The sequence below is a fragment of the Hylemonella sp. GW821-FHT12C09 genome (genome assembly GCF_058807395.1).
The window spans coordinates 40,579-60,089 of sequence record NZ_JBXAQQ010000007.1; the positions used below are offsets into that span (position 1 = coordinate 40,579).

Annotated in this window: 15 protein-coding genes; 10 read left to right on the forward strand and 5 right to left on the reverse strand. The window is 62.7% G+C overall.

Annotated elements, in window-relative coordinates:
- The first annotated feature begins 199 nt into the window (after window positions 1–199).
- The 3 genes from AC1RRP_RS12640 (at window position 200) to AC1RRP_RS12650 (ending at window position 6,363) form a co-directional block, all read left to right on the forward strand.
- Window positions 200–3,184: a TrlF family AAA-like ATPase gene (locus AC1RRP_RS12640; RefSeq protein ID WP_305617718.1), complete on the forward strand. Its 2,985-nt coding sequence runs from the start codon at window positions 200–202 to the stop codon at window positions 3,182–3,184.
- Window positions 3,185–3,247: 63 nt separating this feature from the next.
- Complete coding sequence (locus tag AC1RRP_RS12645; RefSeq protein ID WP_305617716.1) at window positions 3,248–3,988, forward strand: hypothetical protein; 741 nt, start codon at window positions 3,248–3,250, stop codon at window positions 3,986–3,988.
- Window positions 3,985–6,363 (forward strand): type I restriction enzyme HsdR N-terminal domain-containing protein, encoded by a 2,379-nt coding sequence (locus AC1RRP_RS12650; protein WP_305617714.1) that lies wholly within the window; start codon window positions 3,985–3,987, stop codon window positions 6,361–6,363. The genes AC1RRP_RS12645 and AC1RRP_RS12650 overlap by 4 nt, the downstream gene beginning before the upstream one ends.
- A gap of 19 nt (window positions 6,364–6,382) precedes the next feature.
- Here AC1RRP_RS12650 and AC1RRP_RS12655 read toward each other — a convergent pair whose 3' ends face one another.
- Window positions 6,383–7,402 carry a glycosaminoglycan attachment site gene (locus AC1RRP_RS12655; protein ID WP_305617712.1) on the reverse strand — a complete coding sequence of 340 codons (1,020 nt, stop codon included), beginning with the start codon at window positions 7,400–7,402 and terminating at the stop codon, window positions 6,383–6,385.
- Window positions 7,403–7,463: 61 nt separating this feature from the next.
- Entirely contained in the window at window positions 7,464–7,874 is a 411-nt protein-coding gene (locus tag AC1RRP_RS12660) for a lecithin retinol acyltransferase family protein (protein ID WP_305617710.1), read from the reverse strand.
- Between the two features lie 75 nt (window positions 7,875–7,949).
- Here AC1RRP_RS12660 and AC1RRP_RS12665 point away from each other — a divergent pair, with 75 nt between their 5' ends.
- Window positions 7,950–8,279 carry a helix-turn-helix domain-containing protein gene (locus AC1RRP_RS12665; RefSeq protein ID WP_305617708.1) on the forward strand — a complete coding sequence of 110 codons (330 nt, stop codon included), beginning with the start codon at window positions 7,950–7,952 and terminating at the stop codon, window positions 8,277–8,279.
- Window positions 8,280–8,444: 165 nt separating this feature from the next.
- Here AC1RRP_RS12665 and AC1RRP_RS12670 read toward each other — a convergent pair whose 3' ends face one another.
- Together AC1RRP_RS12670 and AC1RRP_RS12675 are read right to left on the reverse strand one after the other, a co-directional pair.
- On the reverse strand, window positions 8,445–9,323 hold the full coding sequence (locus AC1RRP_RS12670) for a hypothetical protein (protein WP_305617707.1): 879 nt from the start codon (window positions 9,321–9,323) through the stop codon (window positions 8,445–8,447).
- Between the two features lie 261 nt (window positions 9,324–9,584).
- Window positions 9,585–11,081, reverse strand: coding sequence for a glyoxalase superfamily protein (locus AC1RRP_RS12675; protein ID WP_305617705.1), 1,497 nt, complete (start codon window positions 11,079–11,081; stop codon window positions 9,585–9,587).
- A 320-nt stretch (window positions 11,082–11,401) separates the two neighbouring features.
- Between AC1RRP_RS12675 and AC1RRP_RS12680 the strand changes: the two genes are divergently transcribed.
- The 5 genes from AC1RRP_RS12680 to AC1RRP_RS12700 all read left to right on the forward strand — a co-directional run bounded on the left by AC1RRP_RS12680 (window position 11,402) and on the right by AC1RRP_RS12700 (window position 17,833).
- On the forward strand, window positions 11,402–12,727 hold the full coding sequence (locus AC1RRP_RS12680; protein WP_305617703.1) for a DUF5623 domain-containing protein: 1,326 nt from the start codon (window positions 11,402–11,404) through the stop codon (window positions 12,725–12,727).
- Window positions 12,728–13,077: 350 nt separating this feature from the next.
- Complete coding sequence (gene radC / locus AC1RRP_RS12685; protein WP_305617701.1) at window positions 13,078–13,587, forward strand: RadC family protein; 510 nt, start codon at window positions 13,078–13,080, stop codon at window positions 13,585–13,587.
- A 644-nt stretch (window positions 13,588–14,231) separates the two neighbouring features.
- Window positions 14,232–16,244, forward strand: a complete 2,013-nt coding sequence (locus AC1RRP_RS12690) for a ParB/RepB/Spo0J family partition protein (protein WP_305617699.1) — start codon at window positions 14,232–14,234, stop codon at window positions 16,242–16,244.
- 243 nt (window positions 16,245–16,487) lie between these two features.
- On the forward strand, window positions 16,488–16,937 hold the full coding sequence (locus AC1RRP_RS12695) for a thioesterase family protein (RefSeq protein ID WP_305617697.1): 450 nt from the start codon (window positions 16,488–16,490) through the stop codon (window positions 16,935–16,937).
- Window positions 16,938–17,527: 590 nt separating this feature from the next.
- Entirely contained in the window at window positions 17,528–17,833 is a 306-nt protein-coding gene (locus tag AC1RRP_RS12700; protein WP_305617696.1) for a DUF736 domain-containing protein, read from the forward strand.
- A 52-nt stretch (window positions 17,834–17,885) separates the two neighbouring features.
- On the opposite strand, the gene AC1RRP_RS12705 is transcribed toward AC1RRP_RS12700, so the two are convergent.
- Window positions 17,886–18,554 carry a DUF6988 family protein gene (locus AC1RRP_RS12705; protein ID WP_305617694.1) on the reverse strand — a complete coding sequence of 223 codons (669 nt, stop codon included), beginning with the start codon at window positions 18,552–18,554 and terminating at the stop codon, window positions 17,886–17,888.
- 573 nt (window positions 18,555–19,127) lie between these two features.
- Here AC1RRP_RS12705 and AC1RRP_RS12710 point away from each other — a divergent pair.
- Window positions 19,128–19,475: a DUF2958 domain-containing protein gene (locus AC1RRP_RS12710; RefSeq protein ID WP_305617693.1), complete on the forward strand. Its 348-nt coding sequence runs from the start codon at window positions 19,128–19,130 to the stop codon at window positions 19,473–19,475.
- The last annotated feature ends 36 nt before the right edge of the window (window positions 19,476–19,511 follow it).

The following is a 19,511-nucleotide window of genomic DNA, read 5'->3' on the forward strand; positions in this document are numbered from 1 at the left end:
ACTCAACGCCCGCTATATTAGGCTTTTGCCACATGGAGCGCAAGCCAGGCACTCGGAAGAAAATCGCCAAATTAGGCAAATAAGTTGATAATGCCCTGTATTTTAGGCATTTGAGGGCCGGATCTACGCGCTTCCTGTCGCTCTGCGACGGGAGCGTGGCGGGGTACGTCCCTCCTCAGAAGAACACTGAAGAGGACCCATGGCCGACATGTTCGACGTACAAAGCAAACGAGGCTCGATCTGGCATCGCTGGGACCCTCACATCCACACGCCGGGCACCGCCCTGAACGACCAGTACGCCGGTCTAGATCCTTGGGCAGCGTTCCTGGACGCCATCGAGGCGTCGAACCCGCCGATTCGCGCGATGGGTATCACCGACTACTTCGGCATTGAACGCTACGAGCAGGTCGTCGACGAAAAACGCCGCGGGCGTTTGTCTGGCGTGGGTTTGATATTCCCCAACGTCGAGTTGCGACTTGGCATCGAAACCGCGAAGGCATCGGCGGTCAACATCCACCTGCTCTTCTCGCCGCATGATGCCGACCACATCGACCGGATCAAGCGCTTCCTGCTGGAGTTCGAGTTCCCCTACCTGGGCGAGTCCTACCGCTGCCAACGCAGCGACCTCATCCGCCTAGGCCGCGCCCATAAACCAGATCTGACAGACGACGAGGCGGCCCGGTCCGAAGGTGCCAACCAGTTCAAGGTGAACTTCGAGCAGCTCAAGCAGGCATGGTCAAAAAACGAGTGGATCAAGAAGAACACCCTGATCGCCGTCGCTGGCGGAGAGAAGGACGGGACCTCTGGTCTGCGTGACGCCACCGCCTCGTTCGCGGCGCAGCGCAAGAACGTCGAGGGCCTTGCCCACATCATCTTCAGCGCCAACCCCAAACAGGTCCGCTTCTGGCTGGGCAAGGAGTCGGCCACCGTCGAAGAACTCGAAAGCCAGTACAACGGATGCAAGCCTTGCCTGCACGGGTCGGATGCACATTCGCTCGCCAAGGCCGGGCAGCCTGACGGCGACCGCCGCTGCTGGATCAAGGGCGACCTGATGTTTGACTCGCTACGCCAGGCCTGCATCGAACCCGAAGAGCGTGTTTCCATCGGAACCGAGCCACCGCGCGGCGCATTGGACAGCCACACCATCAACTCGCTGTCTGTGACGAACGCGCCCTGGATCGCGAATGGTGCCCTTCAGCTGAACGCGGGACTGGTTGCCGTGATCGGTGCGCGGGGTTCGGGGAAAACCGCCTTGGCCGATCTCATTGCGGCAGGCGGTCTTGCGCTCTCTCCTCATTTGAACGAGCGCTCCTTCATCCTTCGCGCGAAACAGCACCTCGGTGACAGCAAAGCCGAGCTGCAATGGGCGTCTGGCGAAAAGACTGGCAACGAACTCACCCAGACCGACATGGAGGATTTCCTGGCCAGCCCCTACGTCCAGTACCTGTCGCAGCAGTTCGTTGACCAGCTCTGCTCGGCGGAAGGCTTGAACGATGCGTTGGTCACCGAGATCGAACGTGTGATTTTCAATGCCCATCCGCTCAACGAACGTCAAGGCGCCGACTCTTTCCAGGAGTTGCTGGGCTTTCGGCTGGAAACTTCGCGCCAGAAGCGTGAACGCCAGCAACAGGCTCTGACCAGGGCGTCCGCAGACCTCACCGACGAACGTGTCAAGAAGGACGGCCTCAAGGCGCTTGAGAAGGACCGGGACGAGAAGAAGCGTGCGATCGACAAGGACAAGACCGACCGCAAGTCGCTGGTTGCCAAGGGCAACGAAGACCGCGCAAGGCGCCATGAGCAGATTTCGCTCGCGGTCGATGCGAAGCGACAACTCGTAGACCAAGCCAAGCGCCGACACCAGGCCCTGCTTCACTTGCAAGACGACGTGCGCGACTTCCGCACCCGCCAGGCGCCATCTCTGCTCGCCGACATGAAGCAAGAGCGTGAGCATGCCGGCCTCAGTGCCAATGACTGGGAAGCCTTCAGGCTCGACTATGCCGGCCCGGTTGACACGCTGCTGACCGAGCGCATCCAACAGGCGAACCTGTCGGTGGCCGCGCTGCGAGGCCCTGCCAAAACCGATCCGGTGCCTCCAGCCAATCCCGACCCGACGGTCGCGCTGATCCCCGTCGACGTCAACCTCGCGGATCAATCGCTCTCGCTCCTTGAGCGGGAGCTCGCTCGCCTGCGCACGCTGGTTGGTGTCGACGCGCAGAACGCCAAACGCTTCACCACCCTCTCGGACAAGATCACCAAGGCCGAGACCGCGCTGACCAAGGTGCTCCAGCAGATCGAACGCATTCAGGGTGCAGACGAGCGCATCCGCGCGCTGGTCGATGCGCGGCGCGGCGCCTATGCCGCCATCTTCGAAGCCATCGTTGAGGAGGAGCTGGAACTCGCGGATCTCTACGCGCCCATCAAGGCGCGCATCGAAGAGGCGGCGGGCTCCTTGTCGAAATTGTCTTTCTCGGTGCGTCGAAATGTGGATCTGGCGCAGTGGGCCGCCAAGGGTGAGGACCTGTTGGATCTGCGGACCAACGGCCCGTTCAAGGGGCGCGGTGAGTTGCTGCGGTCGGCGCGCGCCGGGCTGATGGCGGCATGGACAACCGGTGACGCTGCGCAAGCCGCCACGGCCTTGCTCAATTTCGTCAAGGCCAATGAGGCGGCGCTCCGGACCCACATGCCGGAAAACGCCGAGTTCCGCGCATGGGCGCGCAACATCTCTGACTGGTTGTACAGCACCGATCACATCACTGTTGGCTACGGTTTGCAGTATGACGGCGTAGATATCGAGCAGTTGTCACCTGGCACGCGCGGCATCGTCTTGCTGTTACTGTATTTGGCCATCGATGCGGAAGATGACCGACCATTGATCATCGATCAGCCCGAAGAGAATTTGGACCCTCAGTCCATCTATCAAGAGCTGGTGCATCGCTTCCGCGACGCCAAGAAGCGGCGCCAGATCGTGATCGTGACGCACAACGCCAACTTGGTGGTGAACACCGATGCGGATCAGGTGATCGTCGCGCAGTGCGGACCGCACAGGCCCGGCCAGTTGCCGCTCACCACGTATGAGAGCGGTAGTCTCGAGAACCCGCTCATCCGGCAGCACGTGTGCGACATCCTCGAAGGTGGAGAGCGCGCCTTCAAGGAGCGCGCCAAGCGCTTGCGGGTGACCATTTGATCGGCGATCAACGAGAAAGCGGATACCAAGTACCCGCCTTCGCCGCCGCATAGGAATTCCTCAATGGACGTTCTCTACTTCCTCAAGGAACGTACTCGGCTCATCCGCCAGTACTACGAACAGGCCGCGAAGCCGTTCAGCGAAACCATACGAAAGATCGAGGCGGAAGAAGAGCCATTCGTTCCACCTTACAGCGAGGATCCGGAGCCGGCATTTCTGACCGAGTGGATCGAAGCCAACGAACTGCTCGAAGTGACGGGGCGGAGTTGCGTGTCGATGCTGTCCGCATCACTGCAGCTCTACCTGAACGCTTGGGACCGAATCCTGGGGCTGCAGTGCAAGGCCCAGTTCAAGACTGATTTCAAACGCGATGGCCTGATCGGCGGCTATCGACAGTGTCTTGCCACGCGACTGGTGTTGGACTGGAAAGATTGCCCTGCCGACCTCGCCATCATCGAGCAGGTGGTGCTTGCGCGAAACCGCGATCAACATCCGGACAGCATCACCACGCTCCGCGTAACGCATGCAGACCAGGATCGAGCCCGGCATCCACGCCCCTTCTTTCTCAACGACAAGGAAGCAGAGCTCTATGACAACGGCGATGGAGCAGGCTTGTGGATGTCACCTAGCCTGCACGTGCCCCGCGAGAAGCTGATGGAAGCCATCTCCAATGTCGAGTCATTGTGCGAATGGCTCGAAGAGAAGATGTTTGACGCAAACTATCCGGCAAGTCACGACAGCGCCCCGCCGACTGTCGATTCAGCGCAAGATCTCAGAACCACACCGGGCAATGCATCCACATGACCGCGAAGAAATTGACGACCTCACCGACGGAAGCGGACCTCGAAGCGGAAATACATCACGCGATTGCGCTGGCAATCCCTTGGCTGCCAGCCAAGTCCATCCGCCATCAGACAAAGTTCTCATTCACCTTCGGTCGCAAGAAGATCGATGTCGACGGCACCGAAGCGTCTCGGGCGGAGGCACGATCCGATATCGTTCTGTACAACGGTGATCGTCCTCTCGCAGTACTGGAGCTTAAGCGTGCCGGCGTGCCGCTGACACCAGATGACGACGCACAAGGTCTTTCCTACGCGCGGGTTCTGAACCCGTCCCCCCCGTTGGTCGTCGTGACCAACGGTACCGATTTGCACTTCATCGAAACCCACAGCGGCAAACGCTGGCAACCGACACAGCGCTCGGAACACGAATTTCAGGCTCTTGTGACCAGCGCCGCTCGGGTTGCAGCTGCAGACATGAAGCAAGCCATCGAGACCTTGATGGGAACCAACGCTGCGGTGTGGATGCAGGCGGTCCGTCTTACCGCCGCGGAAACGATGGAAGAACTCAGCGCCTCCTGGGATGAACCCGCGCGCCCGTTTGCTCGGGGCTTCCTGATTCCACGCAAAGCTACCGCTCAGGTGTTGCGACGTGCAACCGGAGGTGCCAAGCTCATCCTTGTCGAAGGAGCTCCCCTGGCAGGAAAAAGCAATGTCTTGCGTGAAGTAAGCCTCCGCACGACGCAGCTGGATAACATCGCTACGCTGTACGTCGAAGCCGGAGTAGCAGGAGGCATCCTGCAATCCCTCGCAGATGCGCTCGCCCGCTCACTCGCGTGGCCAGTAACGCGAGAGGAAGCGCGCAATTGGCTGATGCGTCTATCACAGTCCAGCGACCACAGATTGCTGCTGGCGGTCGATGGCCTCGATGCCGGCGACAACGATACCCGCAGAGAGATCGAAGACCTTTCTTCGACGACATTTGGGCCGGGCCTTTTCGTCATCGTCGCTGTAGACGATGCCGTGGCCGGGAAGCTGGTGACAGCGCCCAACGGGTTGACAGAATCGGCCATCGGGCGGCGCGCACAACAGGTCCATGTCGGACCGCTGGACGATCGCGAATTCCAGATCGCGCTACGCGTGCTGCGGGGGCATCGAATTGAACTGATGCATGGCGCCCAGGCCACCCCCGAATTCCGCCAGCCCTGGGTCCTGCGAGCAACGAGCGCGCAGGTGATCGAACGCATTGAAGGCGCTGCCCCGACTCTTGCTGTCGCACTGCCGCCGTTGCTCAGCCTGGATTTGATTCGGCACGCGCGAGAGCGATTCACCGATCATGAACTGCGTCGACTTTTCAAGGCTATCGCGAAGGCCGTGCTAGCCGACACCAGGGATCAAAAGCGCGATACCTCCCTGATGCTGGAGTCCCTTGAAATCAACGTCGTTCGTCGCGAGACTCTGCGCCAGCATGTGGACGCTACGGAGTTGACTTGGCTGATCGATCGAGGTTTCGTGAAGCCTGCCATACATGCCTCAGGGGACTCGATCCTATTCATTCGGTTGCCGGAGCTTCTGGCCAGCGAGTTGGCCCGGCTGCTGGCCGATGAACTTGTTCCACTTGTTCAGGCCGATGCGCAAAATGCTGCCACCTGGATCGCCGGCGCAGCGAGCAATTTTCCGATCGGCGACGTGATTGCCGCTCAGGCGATCTCCGACGCTGTGCATCGGCCAGGCAGCCTGTCGTTCGATCTCATTAGAGCCTTGCTCGAGACGCCACCGGAGCGTCAGCCGGTGTCCGCCGGCGGGCGGTTCGCCACCCATTTCCCCGGCGTGGGGCTGGTCGAGTTGGTCTTCAAGGAAGACGGAACTGCTGTGGTGGACATCGATGGACATCTGCACACCATCGATCTGGGCGACGATGGCTTTTCCGACACTTACACAAACATCCACCAGTGGTTGATCCTTTCCCACCTCGCAGCAGTGCCGTTCGCGATGGAGACCCCCGAAGGCCTTCAACGCGTCGATCCAGGGATCTTGCTGATCGTCGGCACGGCCTCCATCGTTTTGCGCAAGCCTGGCGGAGATCACGAAATGCGCGCGGCACCGACCCATGATGTGCCGGGCATCGGCTCGATGGTTTGCCACGAGGCGGGGATCATCGAGCCGATCACACTCTCCATTTTCCGGTACCTGATGCGCGACGGCGCGGCGGCAGGCGACTGGATCGACGCCGCGATCGCAGCAGATTCAATGCCATTGCTAGGGCGCATCCACATCGCTTTGCTGCAGGCCTCATCTTCAGCGAACAAAGAACTGGCGACGTGGGCGGGGGAGATGCTGACATTGAAGGTCTTGCCGGCATTCAAGCTTTTTCCTGCCTTGCATGGCGACGGAGCCTAGAACCTCGCGCACACCGCTGCTAAACCTTGCCGCTGATCGCCGTCAGGACACTGCGAAACAGCAATTGGCCGTCACGCTGCTCATAGACCCAATCGCCGTTTTCATAGTACGACTGAAACACGCTGGGATGGCGAAACAGCGTGGGGTCCAGCGGATGCGTCGCATAGGGGTTGTGGTAGACCCGCAGCCCGTCGAGCAGATTCTCCGCGTAGCTCCGCTTCGGCGCCTTGATGATGTGCGGCTGGTCCGATGCAGGATTCAGGCGCAAAGCGGTGAACACGATGCCCGGACTGGGGTCGGATGACAGTGCCCTCACCTTTCCCATGTTCGCACAGCCACTGAAGATGACGGCGCTGACCTCGCGATACGCAGGCGTCGAGAACAGGCCGAGTTCGATCGGACTCCCGTTGTCCTTGAAAACCTTCGACAGCGCCTCGCCTTCCAACCGTCCCTCGCGACGGCCGCTCGCGATGTAGCGCTCTTCGTCGACGTAGTAGCCGTGCAGTACGGCCTCGATCGGCCGCTGACAGGCCATGAAGCTGAAAGGCTGATCGAAATTGGTGACTGCCACCACGTACGGGCGACTCTGCACGTGGTCCAGCACGGCATAGGAGTCCAGGTACTTGCGATGCTTTGCAGCCAGGCTGTTCGATAGCCGGATGATTGACTGGAGGTTGAATGCGTTGAGATCCGGCGGTGGGACCTCCTCCAGCCGCGAGTGCTCCGGAGCAGCGTCTTGCGCATTCGACGCGACCGTCGCTTCGATATTGAAGCCTATGTTCGGAATGCAGAAGTCCGGGCGCGCCTTGGTGAAATCCACGGGCATGCCGTACTTCTTCAGCACTGCGTACAGGTACAACTCCCAGAAGCTGGAGTTGAACGTCGTCTGAAACTCGGCGACGAACTTGCCATCTCGATCGACGAACCCACGCGCCCAATCGGTCAACACGTCCAGAGTGAATCCGTTTCCAACGCGCAGAAGGTTCTGGAAATTCGGATGCTGCCGGGTTGTCGGCACGACTGATTCGAAGAGATTCACCCTAGCGGCCTCCGCTTCTTACTTCATGGAAAGACATGCGCGTCAGGGCACAAGTTGTACGTCAGGCGCGCGCCGCCAAGGTCAGCAGGCCCGCGACCCCGCCCAGGAACGCCCATTGCCGAAGTTGTGGGCTTTCCACGTCAACGCCATGCGCGTAGCGCACGAAATGCTCACAGTTGAAAGCCATCCACGAGTAGACCTGTCCCCGCTTCATCCGTGCGCGGTGCATGACGACCGCTGAAGGCAGCACGCCCAGGTAGCCCTCCACGGTTACTGCCTGCCCGCGGGCAAAGCTCATGTACGTCTGCTCCATGAAGCCGCCAGCCTGCGCGGAGAAGGCCATAACGCTGCGTTCTCCGGCTACGGCGCGGTCGCCGAGCATGGCGACATGGTCGTACCAGCCATGTTTGACGCGGATAACCGTGCCCGCCGGATGCGACCAGATGTCTTGATGAAATTGGTGAGGAATCATGGTATTCTCTGCTTGAACATATTTGCATTAAACGCATACATGCAAGAGAAGTCAACCCCTACGCCCAACCCCGTCGTGACCTACCCTACCTTGGTCGGTAGATTGCTGGTGCAAAGAAGGGAGCAGCTCGGCCTCAAGCAAGGCGCTTTGGCCGAAGCTATTGGGCTGTCGCAATCGGCTTATTCCCGCCTGGAGTCGGGAGAGTCGGTACTCAATCTGTCGCAACTGCGGAACGTCTGCGCCCAGCTAGGTCTCTCTCCCGCCCAAGTGCTGCATGCAGCCGATCAGTATGAGCAGCAACTGCGCCAGCAGGGAGTCGACGTCGTCGCGGAAAAGCCAATCAATCCGGCAGCTATCGCCATTGGTCTGGGACTGCTTGCCGCGCTCTTCTTGGGTGGAAAATAAGAAAACCGCAGTGTCGCCGGCACTTTCCGTTTTCTCGTCGGCCGAGTTCACGCTTCAATGCGCCTTCGTGAAGCCTGCCCCTGCGGCCTGCGCGTCGGGCTGCAAGCAGCGTCTCGGCGCTCCTGCTCGGGCAGAGGACCAGCGAGATATCACGGGCTGGCGTTTCTAGGATGCCTCACTTGACCCAGCCGATGACTGCCACTCTTCGGGCAGGTTGTCTTCGTGAAAGGTAGCCTGCTCCCAGATGTGATCTAGATGGAGCAACTGGCCATCCTTCGCGAGGGTCCGCAAAGCATTCAGATTGTCCTCCCCGGCTTGGCGCTGCGCCGTGCTGTACTTGAAAGTCACCCGGGGCGGCAAGTGTCCGCCAGTTCTGTAGGTCACGTACCCGTCATCGTCGAGCTTGATCGAGGCCACCGATGATGGATTGAAACTGTCCATATCGATCCTTGAGACATGCGCCCTGATCCGGAGGACCATTTGCCGCATGCGGGTGAACTCGGACTTGTTCCAAACCTGGTGCATGCGCTCCGCCTGCTGGCGAATTGCCGTGCCGCTCTGGTGAGGCTTAATGGGATACCGCGCATTGAACAGCACCATCTTCTTCAGGATGCCGAGATCCTTGCGGTCTCGCTCGCTGGAATCAAAAGCCACTTCCTTTGCCAGCTTCTTGAAATCGTGGCTGAACTGGCGCACATCGCGATCGAACATTTGTTCGCTACACCCCTGATAGGCCTTCGCCAAACCAGCCTTCAGGAACATCTCGACGGAATAGCCCAAGAGGAGCAGCGAAGCCTTGGGCAGGCCCTCAAGGTCCGCCCACATGCCCGTTCCATGTGTCCAGTTCCCCGTTGCATTCAACGACCGTTTGAGCTTGCGCCGTTTCACTACCCACATTGCACGCGCCGCCTTGGAGGACGCAAACAAGTGATTGCCCTCTTTGATCCAGTCTCTTGAGTTGAACTGCCCCTCGCTCTTGTTCGTCAACATTTGAGGTTTGGATGACGTTTTGAGCTTGCTGACCTCATTGCTCTCTTTCGGCATGTCCCATTTCCCATTCTCTGCGACGGCCACTCGGGTCTCGCTGGTCGGTCAAATCGTGCTCGTCCGAAATCTCAGTCATCCTCCTACCACGCCAGGCCGCGTATTGCGCAGCCACGGCGCCTCGTCCCTGTTGGCTTCGATCGCTCTGACGCCTCTGATCTTTCGGGCCCGTGCTCGTGCCGCTGTCCCGATCAGCGTCCACTTCGTCATAGGCCTGCAGGCTCGCGTCCTTGCGGTCGGCCCCGGCCATGTGATTCACGCTCACAGGGCCGCGGCCTTCCGCGAGGCGAGGTAGCTCTCCACGCCATGACGATGCAGGGCCTTCTTGGCTTGCACCGCCGTTACCCGGCGTTCTGCCAGCAACGGTTCCAACTGGTCTTGCCACCGAATGACGCGATGCGCCTCAAGGTGCTCCATCAGTGCGCCAACGCGGGCGCCCTCCGGGGCGGACGGCGCACCGGCGACGAAGGCGTCGCACACAACGAATGACTCTTTCTTGTTTTCGATGTCGGCCACACAGAGCAGCGCGATGATGGATTCCAGGCCGTCCGGCCAGTCCTGGTGACGAGGCATGGCATCCATCCAGGCGCCGGCAACCTCCGTCGAATACGACGTGAGCATGAAACACACGTCCCCAGCCCGCGCCGCCATGGCTTTCGATACGCCGTGGTAGGACGACTCGATGACCATGCGCCTGAAGCCATGCGCGTAGGCGCTCTCGACGGACGGAAAGATCGCCAGGCCCGCGAAGTGTGGCGAGAGCGGCGTATCGTCTTTGCCGTACCCGCTGCGGAAGGTCGGCTGGATGCGAACGGCCGGACCGGCATGCTCAGTCAACGGAAGCACGGCTTCGAGCAGTGCCCGGCGTGGCTTGTCGGAGGGAGTGACGCCGAGCACGATGACACCATAAGGCCGCTGCGACACCCCCTGCCTGAGCGCGTCCTCCAACACCTGCGGCAGCTTCTGTGTCGTGGTGAAGGCTTGTGTTGTCGGAGGAGCCATGCGGCGTTCGACGAATGGTTGAACGACCCTCAATTCACCGGTGTCCGTGACTACCCCGAGCACATCCACCGGCTCGCTGTCCAGCCCTTCATCCTCGGGGCGGAGGAGCAGATCGATATCGCTGTGCAGATTCTCCGGCAGGGGCGTGTCCACCAGCACGACGATACGCAAGGATGAGGTGTAGGCCAGACCAGCCGCCGTGTTCAAGCGGTCTCTGTTGTCGCTCCAGGACTCTTGCGTGAGCGGAAGAGGACCGACCACCACCAGCGTGCCGCTCGGCAGACGGTCCATGCCCTTCGAGAACAAGCCGTGCTCCCCAAGATCGATGCCGCTGTCGGATGACCGGCCAGCATCCTCGGCGTAGAGGAGCGCGCCTTCTGCAGCAGCCTCGTAGCTGGCGATGGCGGCGTCGACGGCATCTCGCGATGTCGTCACATACACGCCCGGCACCGGGCCATCCGGCCAGATCCTGAGGCCAAGGGCCGGTGCGGCGGGCTCCAGAACCTGCACCAGCGCTGCAGCCGTGAGCGTAACGTTGTGGAGGCTGGCCAGACGCTTGGCGAGACGTTCGGCCGACTCGCCGTTGACTTGTGCCGCCGCTACTCGCACAGGAAAGGCGTTGACCTCGGGCCAGTTGCGAAGCCCCGGAAGTGCGGCGATCAGGTCGAGGGCTTGACCGTGCTTGAGGTGAAGTTGGTGTTGTTCGAGGTGCGCACGCAGGCGCTCCGCGAACACCTTGAGCATTTGGGTGTCCATATCGATCTCCGTCGGGCGAAATTCCGGTGCACGCTTTGCGGGCCGCCCAAGGGATCAAACATGGATGGGTGGGCTCAGAAACTACTCCGTCTTCGTCGTACCCCGAAGGGCGCGTGCGGCAGGCGACGGCAACCGAATTCAATTTTACACTTTACCGTCCCTGGACGATAATCCGTCCAAGGCTTCGGGCAGGAGCCTGCCACCCGTCATAGCAAAGCTGTTGACAGCACTGCCGACACTCCCTCTCTTCCCGCATGTCATGTTCGGGTTCGAGAAGCGGCAGACGGGTGACGTTTCGTCATGGACTCAGGAGCATTGTCATGTCGAGTGAAGCCATTCGTCCGTCCACCCTGGACGGCATCAAACGCCTCGCCAATTCGATCAAGGTCGAGCGAGGCATAAAACACATACCCGCTCTGGAAGTTGCCGCCCAATTGGCCGGCTTCCAGAACCTCAAGCACGCGCAAAACGTGCTGAAAAACGGGGGCAATCGTCCAAACGCCCGTCCGGGCCACCGTGTCTACCTCACCGTGTACTGGCGCGACAAGGAGTCGGACACCCGCGGTCGCGAAACGCTGGCCATCTGGCTCGGTACGTTGTGGAGCGACTTGATCACCCCGGCGCAGCTGGACCATCACCGCGCGCTGACCCATTTCCAGCCGGAAGGCCCAGACCACCTGGCGCGCCGCGACATGGTGCAATCGCAGGCCCAGGCGCGCCGGGCGATCTGCGCCGCCGCGCGCACGCTCCAGTTCATGGACACGACCAAGCTGCGGCCTTCCAAGAGCCACAGCCGCGCATTTCCCGCCGGCCGGTCCAGCAATGCCGTACCTGGCCGGGACCACTACAGCATCTGGTACGACCGCGAATCCAAGCGCTACCTGTTCGCTGACGAACCCTATGAGCCAGCCGTCGAGAGCAGGGCTGCCGAGCGCGCGGCATGGTCCGAGCATCACGGATTCGACATTGCCAAGCCATCGTGGCCCGGCATGTACAACCCAGATGGCGGCTCGCGTCTTTATCTCATCGCCGACCCGACGAAGGGCGTCCCGCTGGCTCCCATCGTCGCCGCACTAGACCGGTTGCCGGCGCCGATCGTCGAAGCGACCTGGGATGGCGAATCGGCGCCCTCCACACCGATTTTCTTCAGCCCTGGAACCATCGCCCGCAATGAGGCCGCCGCCAAGCTGCCAGCGACGGAGACCCGCAAGGTCACGAGGGGTCCGCGCAGCACGGTCGGCTATGTGCAGACCTTTGTCGGCCCGCAGCGCCGCCCCAAAGGCAGGATGCCGATTGAAGTGCACGCACAGGTGGGCAAGCTGCTCAAGTCGGTGCTGGCGACCTCGTACAACCGCAAGGGCGTCTACAACCGCGTCAACGGCATTCGCAGCGAACTCGATGAGTGGACTCAGCGTGAGTACAACCATGCCGAGCTTCCCAACGAGCAATTCTTCGAACTCTACTATCACGAGTCCGGATCGTCGTTCGCGCGTACCCTTTCGCCGGACGAGCGCACTCTTCACGTCGGCAGTCTGGAACAGGTCAAGCAGATCCTGGCCCAGCACTATCCGGACAGCCCGCCTCTGCGCGCGCTGATGAAGAAGCTGGATGCTTCCATCGGTTCGATGCAGACCTGGTCAAGCTGACGCTGTCAGAGCTGCATCCGTACCTGTGCGTCACCCGGCATTGCCGGGTCGCGCTGTCGTGCTGCGCATCGAGCCGCTGGCGGCGTCTCGCCCATTCGGCATCCATCGCTGACGCCTTCGCGCGTGTCCCCGCTGCGCGCTTCGCTTGCCAATCCCGCAACGGGGTGTGTGGCGGTGGGTTGGCTTGCTGTTCCCTTCACCGTATCACGCCGTTCTCGTCGTCAAGGTCTGCGCGCCCTGCCCTGCGGTTGTGCGCTTGCGTCCTGGCGGCCGTCTTCGAACCCCGACCACTGCGCTGCGCCGTGCTGGTGCCGGTCTCGGGCAATCCCGCCCGATTCACGGAGCCGACGATGGCACACGATCTCTTCTCTTTCGATTCTTCCGTTCTTCTGGTCCGCGATGTCGCGGGCGAGTACCGGCCGGCCGAGGCCGGCGAGGTGCTGCAGGCTGCGCAGCGGCTGCTGGGCCAGCAGTTGCAGGGGCGCGAGGTGTTGTCGTCGCCGCAGGTGGTGCGCGACTTCCTGCGGGTCAAGCTCGGGGCGTTGGAGCACGAGGTGTTTGCCGTGTTGATGCTCGATGCGCAGAACCGGCTGATCGAATACGTCGAACTGTTCCGCGGCACGGTGAGCCAAGCATCGGTCTATCCGCGGGAGGTTGTCAAGGAATCGCTGGCGCGCAATGCGGCGGCGCTGGTCCTGGTGCACAACCATCCGTCCGGGGTTGCTGAGCCGTCGCGGGCCGATGAGCACTTGACGCAAACGTTGAAGGCTGCGCTGGCGCTGGTGGACGTGCGCGTGCTGGATCACCTGATCGTCGCGGGCAGCGACGTGCTCAGCTTCGCGGAGCGCGGGTTGCTGTGACACAAAGGGCCTGAGGGCCCTTGAATTCCTTCGTCATCGTGCGCGCTGCGCGCGTGATCGAGGGTTCTCCAGGGGACTGGCTGAAGCCAATCCCCGCCGCGCAGGCTTGGCGCCCCTCGATACCGCCGAACAGGCGACGCCTGATCGGCCAGCGCACGGTGCCGATGCGCGCTGCGCGCTTGTTCACCTCCAGCCAGGCGTGCCCGCGGCACGCAGGGGCGCTCGCCGCGCGGCCGTGGGTTCGTCGCTCCCCTGGCCGTGGCCGGGTTTCCGTCTTTCCCCTCCTTCATCGCTGATGCCGCGACCGTAGCCGCCGGTGCCTGGCCGTCAAGGCGCGCAGGGCCGTGTCCTCGCCTGCGGCTGCGGGCCGCACCAACCCTGCGCTTGTTTCCTTGACGGCCCGTCCCCGCCGGCCCGGTTTTTCGCGGGCGATGAACTCAGGAAAGACGGCGGCAACGGCGACCAGCCCAGGTCACTGCGCCGAACCCACCGAAGCCAACACCGGGCTCCGAATCTTGGAATCCGGCTTGGGTGGGAAACCACAGGAGAGCCGCGCATGCAGACACCGACACCTTGAACCCGTTCCCCTTTTCTTCCCTTTTTCTCACTTTCAACGTCCCGGCACGGGACAGGAGTTTTCAAATATGAATACCGCTACCCTTCACGAAACCACCGCCATCGCCGCTGCTGTCGCAGCCGTCACGGCTGCGCAGGAACTGCTGTTGATTCCGCTGTCCAAGCTGCGGCCTTCCAGCCGCAACGTGCGCAAGGGCGGGGGCACCTCCATTCCCGAACTGGCCGCCAGCATCGCCCGTGTGGGCTTGCTGCAAAACCTCAACGTGGTGCTGGCCGCCGATGGCGAACATTACGAGGTCGTGGCCGGTCGCCGTCGCCTCGCCGCGCTCAAGCTGCTGGTCAAGCGGCGCAAGCTCGCCAAGGACTTTGAGGTGGCCTGCCTGCTGGGGTCAGATGCGGCAGCGCGCACCGTCAGCCTGACCGAGAACGTGCAGCGCGAGGCCATGCACCCGGCCGACCAGTTCGAGGCCTTCGCCGATCTGGTGGCCGAGGGCCGACCGATCGAGGACATTGCCGCCGACTTTGGCGTGACCCCCTTGGTGGTGCAGCGGCGCTTGAAGCTCGCCAACGTCTCGCCGCGCCTGTTGGCTGACTACCGGGCCGACAACGTGACGCTGGAGCAATTGATGGCCCTTGCTATCACCGACGACCATGCGGCGCAGGAGGCGGCGTTCTATGAATCGCCGCAGTGGCAGCGCAGCCCGGAGGCGCTGCGCGACCACCTCACGCATGAAGAGATCGATGCGGGCCGCGATGCGTTGGCGAAGTTCGTGGGCGTTGAGGTCTACGAGCAGGCTGGCGGCGCTGTGCGGCGCGACTTGTTCGCGGACGAGCAGAACGGCATCTTCCTCACGGATGCAGCGTTGCTGGAGTCGCTGACGAAGGATAGGCTCATGCCGGTGGCTGAGCAGGTGCAGTCCGAGGGCTGGGGTTGGGTGGACGTGGCGCCGCGTGCCACCTACGCGGACCTGCACCAGTTCCAGCGGATGCGCAGCAAGCGGCGCGAGCCGGGCAAGGCCGAAGCCAAGCGCATCGCCAAGCTCGAAGCGCAGCAACGCAAGCTGCAAGACCGCCTGGACGACGAGAACGAGGACATGACGGACGAGCAGGCGCAGACCATGCAGGACGAGATGGACAACCTGGGCAATGAGCTGGAAGCCTTCGAGCGCACGCTGGTGGTCTATCCGCCGCGCGGGATGGCGACGGCGGGAGCCGTGGTGTCACTCGACCGCATGGGCGGCGTGATCGTGCATCGCGGGCTGCTGCGCGAGGAACAGGCCAAGGCGTTGCGGGAGCAGGAACGCGACGGGCACAGTGCGGATGACGAAGCCGAAGCCGAAGACGGCAGCGGGCGGCAGGAGGCCAAGCTCACCATTTCGGAGAAGCTGGTCAAGCGCCTGAGTGCCCATCGCACCGCCGCCCTGCAGGCCGAGGTCGCCCGGCATCCGCATGTGGCGCTGGTGGCCGTGATGCACCGGCTTGCGTTGCGCGTCATCCATGACGCGCACTACGGTTCGCCCATCAACATCACCGCCAACCCGCAGGACCGGCTGGAGCAGTACGCGCCGGACGTAGCAGAGGCACCGGCTGCGGTGGGCATGCGACAGGTGCGGGAGGCTTGGGGCAAGCGCCTGCCCAGCGACCCGGATGCGCTGTTCGCCGAGTTGCTGGCAATGCCACAGCAGGAGTTGCTGTCGCTGCTGGCAGTGTGCGTGAGTTTCACGGTGACCGCCATCGCTTCGCGTGAGGACGAAGCCCCGGCTGCTGCGCTGGCGCAAGCAGTCGGGCTGGACATGCACGCGTGGTGGACGCCGACCGCAGCAGGCTACTTCGACCACGTCTCCAAGGCCAGGGCACTGGAAGGAGTGCATGCCTTCGCGCCCGCTGAAGTGAATCGGCTCGGCAAGCTCAAGAAGGCGCAGATCGCCAGCGAGGCCGAGCGACTGGCGGCGGGTACAGGCTGGCTGCCTGCGATGCTCCGCGCCCCGGAGGTAACGCCGGCTGACGTTGCAGGCGCTGAACCGATTGCTGAGGGGCAGGCCGAAGCCGAAAACCACGAGGACGCGCACGCAACGGCGTGATCCATATGACTCCCCGGCCGCGAGGCCGGGGATCAAGAAATCGGCGCGACGCGCGCGGCAGGTCTGCCGCGCGCGTTTTGACTTCCGGAACGCGCAAGCCCAACGCTCCCTGCGTGCCGCCTTACGCCAGCGCTCGCTGCGGTGGGTTGGGGATGCCTGCTGGTCACGGGAGCATCGAACAGCACCGATCGCCTGCAATCCAGCGCGCTGATCGAGCCTTCGACAACCCCATCCGGATACCCCATGAACCACCAAGGCGTCAGCGAGATATTCTTTGAAGAGTCCTACACCGTGCCGGTGGACCAGACGGCGAAGTCGCTTTTCGCGCGGCTTCCGCACGGAAGCGGGTATGCGGAGCGACTGATCGAATGTCTTGCCACCGGCTACCTGGTGGCGGTGGTCGAATCCATTTGCATTCGTGAGATGCAGCAGCACGTCGATGCCGTCGCCGAAGTGGTGGTCGGCCGTTCGATCCGTATCGACCATCGAGGACCGATCCCGCCTGGGTCGCCATTGCGGCTGCGCGGATGGCTCGAACGGCTGGGGGACCGGAGCGCCACATTCCGCGTTCAGGCCCACGATGCGCACGAGGTCGTCTGCGAAGCCACTGTCACGCTGGTGGCTGTCCAGCGGGCGCAGATGGAGTTGCGCATCGCGACAAAGGTATTGGCACTCCAATGCCCTGGAACCTAGAAGTGGGCGCCCCGCCGGTGGCGGAGCGCGGACACGACGCAGTTTGCCGCGCTCGAATGTCGTGCAAGCCGTCCTGAATAAAGCGGGCGAATAGTCCGCCAGACGACGGTGGCTCACAGAGAGCGTTCCGATGCGCAGCTTCTTCCACGCCGCAAATGCCGATCCACTGGCAGCACGGATGCGGTGGGATCGTTCCTCCTTTTTCGTTGCGCGACCGACATGGACTGGGATCGCTTCGGGGGCCGTGCCGGAAACGCTGTTGCGGCGGAGACGGTGCTGGGGCCATGCGTCCTTTCGGTACAGGATCACACCCAAAGCGGCCTTGTATTTGTCGTGAATCCTGGCGAGGGCACGGCGGCGCTGCACTTTGTTTCGCGCCGCCTCGGGCTTCTTCGCCGCAACCGTCCGGCCCGACAAATTTCCCCGACCTGCGGTCTTCCTCGCGAGGCAAATTTCTCGTTCCTCCCGGTCCTTCACTGCGTTGCGGCCCCTTCGCTTCGCTGCGGGATGCGGCGCGCCCGGACCCTCACCCATCGGATCACGCCAAGGCCGCGATGGGCGCGGCCTGGTTAACTTCAAAGGACTTCATCATGGCCAACATCGGCACCTTCACCGCACAGAACGACAGCTACACCGGCATGGTTCGCACCCTGACGCTCAACGTCAAGGTCAAGATCGTGCCCAACGACAAGGAGAGCGAGAACGCTCCGGACTACCGCATCGTCGCCGGCAACTTCGAGATCGGCGCGGCGTGGAAGAAGATGAGCCGTCAGGACCGCCCCTACCTGTCGGTGACCCTGGATGACCCGTCGTTCCCGGCAACGATCTACGCCCGCCTGGTCGAAGGCGAGGACGGCGCGCACAACCTGATCTGGTCGCGCAGCAAGGGCGACTGAACGTCGCCCTCGGCGCCCCGCTTCGGCGGGGCGCTGCTCCTCTGCGAGACCGCTATTTCAACAGGTCGGGCAGGCAGTCGGCGTACGCGGGCTGGATCTTGCGCATGGGCTTGGCGACGGCTTCGTCCCACGTCAGGACCGCCAGGGCCATGGCGGTCATCGTGAGCAGGCCATTGGAATTGCGCAGGATCTGCAGGGCCAGGTCGACCGGGAAGCCCTCGGACTGGCGGCGCAGTGGGTGGATGCCGCCGTGCACGAACGAGTTCAGGGAGTGCCACGACACGTCCTTGAAATGCGCAAGCATCTGATGCGCGGCCGCGGGCACGTTCGGTCCGACACGTTTGCCGATCTGCTCGATCATCTCGCTGGCCGAGGGGAGGTTCTTCGCGGCCTGCTCGCTCTGCAGGGTCAGCGGTGCGCTGAGCTTCTCGATGGCCAGGTCGCTGGCGGCATATTGCAGCCACGTGGCGCGGGTCAAGGCCTCGAACTGAAGCCGCATCAGGCCGACCGCCGACGTGGCCAATCCCATCGCCATCAAGGCGCGCAGGCTGCGTCCATGCTCGAGCGCCACGGAGCACATGCCGAAGGCGGCCTCGCCGCGAGGTGAGGGATCGAACTCGGCGCCGTCGAGCAGGTGCAGCAGCTCTTGGTGCAGTTCGTCGGACCGACGGAGCATGACTTCCAGGGGTTCGTCCGAGGTTTCTTGTTGGGGAGCTTCCATACAGGCATCGTATTCGCTCCCTGTTGGGCTGCGCGTCATCAGACCGGCGCAGGCTCGCCCCTGATTCACGGCTTTGCGGATACTCCCAATTTTGTACACCCGTATCTGCGTCTGCTCGCCAATCCTCTTTTACGGCTTTGCGGCTCCACGGTTCAACGGCGATTCGTGAAGGCGACTTTGCGCTTCGGAGGTTTTGTTGAATGCCGGATCGCTGGCTCTACGACTCTCCACATATCCGTCATTCAGTCCAAACGATTTTGTGCGTCTCCGGCGATGCCGGCCGCGCTGTCGTGCTGCGCATCGAGCCGCCGGTGGCGTCTCGCCCCTTCGGGCTTTCATCGCTGACGCCTGCGCGCCTGTGGGCGCTGCGCACTGCGTTTGCAGGAGCAGGGGCAAAAAGGAGGGCTGGCTTGCTGTTCCCTGCACCGTATCACGCCGTTCTCGACGTCAAGGTCTGCGCGTGCTGTGCACGCTAGCGGCCTGGCGGCCGTCTGTCGAACCCTGACGGCTGCGCTGCGCCGTGCTGCTTCGGTCTCGGGCAATCCCGCCCTGATTCCTTCCAAGGAGAAGACCATGACGAAACTCATCACGGACGAGCAACGCGCGCAGCTGCTGGCCAACGGCCGACAGTCCCTCGAGCAGGAAAACTTCGATCCCGCTCCGGTGGTCAAGCTGTTCACACCGGACGCCGGTGCGACCTGGCTGCTGACCGAGATTGACCCGGACGACCATGACCATGCGTTCGGGCTGTGCGACCTGGGCTTGGGCTACCCTGAGCTGGGGTGGGTCAGCCTGGCGGAAATCGCAACTGTGCGCGGCCGGCTCGGACTTCCCATTGAACGGGACTTGCACTTCGCGGTGCAGAAGCGCTTGAGCGCGTATGCGCGCGAGGCACGTCTCGTCGGACGCATCGCGGTCTAGTCGCGGTGCATTGGCCGCCGGCGACGGTCGGCGGCC

Bases quoted from the DNA above. Each gene is read 5' to 3' on its own strand.
- radC (WP_305617701.1), top strand. From the start codon at position 13,078: ATGGCACACGATCTCTTCTCTTTCGATTCTTCCGTTCTTCTGGTCCGC.
- AC1RRP_RS12690 (WP_305617699.1), top strand. From the start codon at position 14,232: ATGAATACCGCTACCCTTCACGAAACCACCGCCATCGCCGCTGCTGTC.
- AC1RRP_RS12660 (WP_305617710.1), bottom strand. From the start codon at position 7,874: ATGATTCCTCACCAATTTCATCAAGACATCTGGTCGCATCCGGCGGGC.
- AC1RRP_RS12695 (WP_305617697.1), top strand. From the start codon at position 16,488: ATGAACCACCAAGGCGTCAGCGAGATATTCTTTGAAGAGTCCTACACC.
- AC1RRP_RS12700 (WP_305617696.1), top strand. From the start codon at position 17,528: ATGGCCAACATCGGCACCTTCACCGCACAGAACGACAGCTACACCGGC.
- AC1RRP_RS12705 (WP_305617694.1), bottom strand. From the start codon at position 18,554: ATGGAAGCTCCCCAACAAGAAACCTCGGACGAACCCCTGGAAGTCATG.
- AC1RRP_RS12670 (WP_305617707.1), bottom strand. From the start codon at position 9,323: ATGCCGAAAGAGAGCAATGAGGTCAGCAAGCTCAAAACGTCATCCAAA.
- AC1RRP_RS12680 (WP_305617703.1), top strand. From the start codon at position 11,402: ATGTCGAGTGAAGCCATTCGTCCGTCCACCCTGGACGGCATCAAACGC.
- AC1RRP_RS12650 (WP_305617714.1), top strand. From the start codon at position 3,985: ATGACCGCGAAGAAATTGACGACCTCACCGACGGAAGCGGACCTCGAA.
- AC1RRP_RS12710 (WP_305617693.1), top strand. From the start codon at position 19,128: ATGACGAAACTCATCACGGACGAGCAACGCGCGCAGCTGCTGGCCAAC.
- AC1RRP_RS12640 (WP_305617718.1), top strand. From the start codon at position 200: ATGGCCGACATGTTCGACGTACAAAGCAAACGAGGCTCGATCTGGCAT.
- AC1RRP_RS12645 (WP_305617716.1), top strand. From the start codon at position 3,248: ATGGACGTTCTCTACTTCCTCAAGGAACGTACTCGGCTCATCCGCCAG.
- AC1RRP_RS12675 (WP_305617705.1), bottom strand. From the start codon at position 11,081: ATGGACACCCAAATGCTCAAGGTGTTCGCGGAGCGCCTGCGTGCGCAC.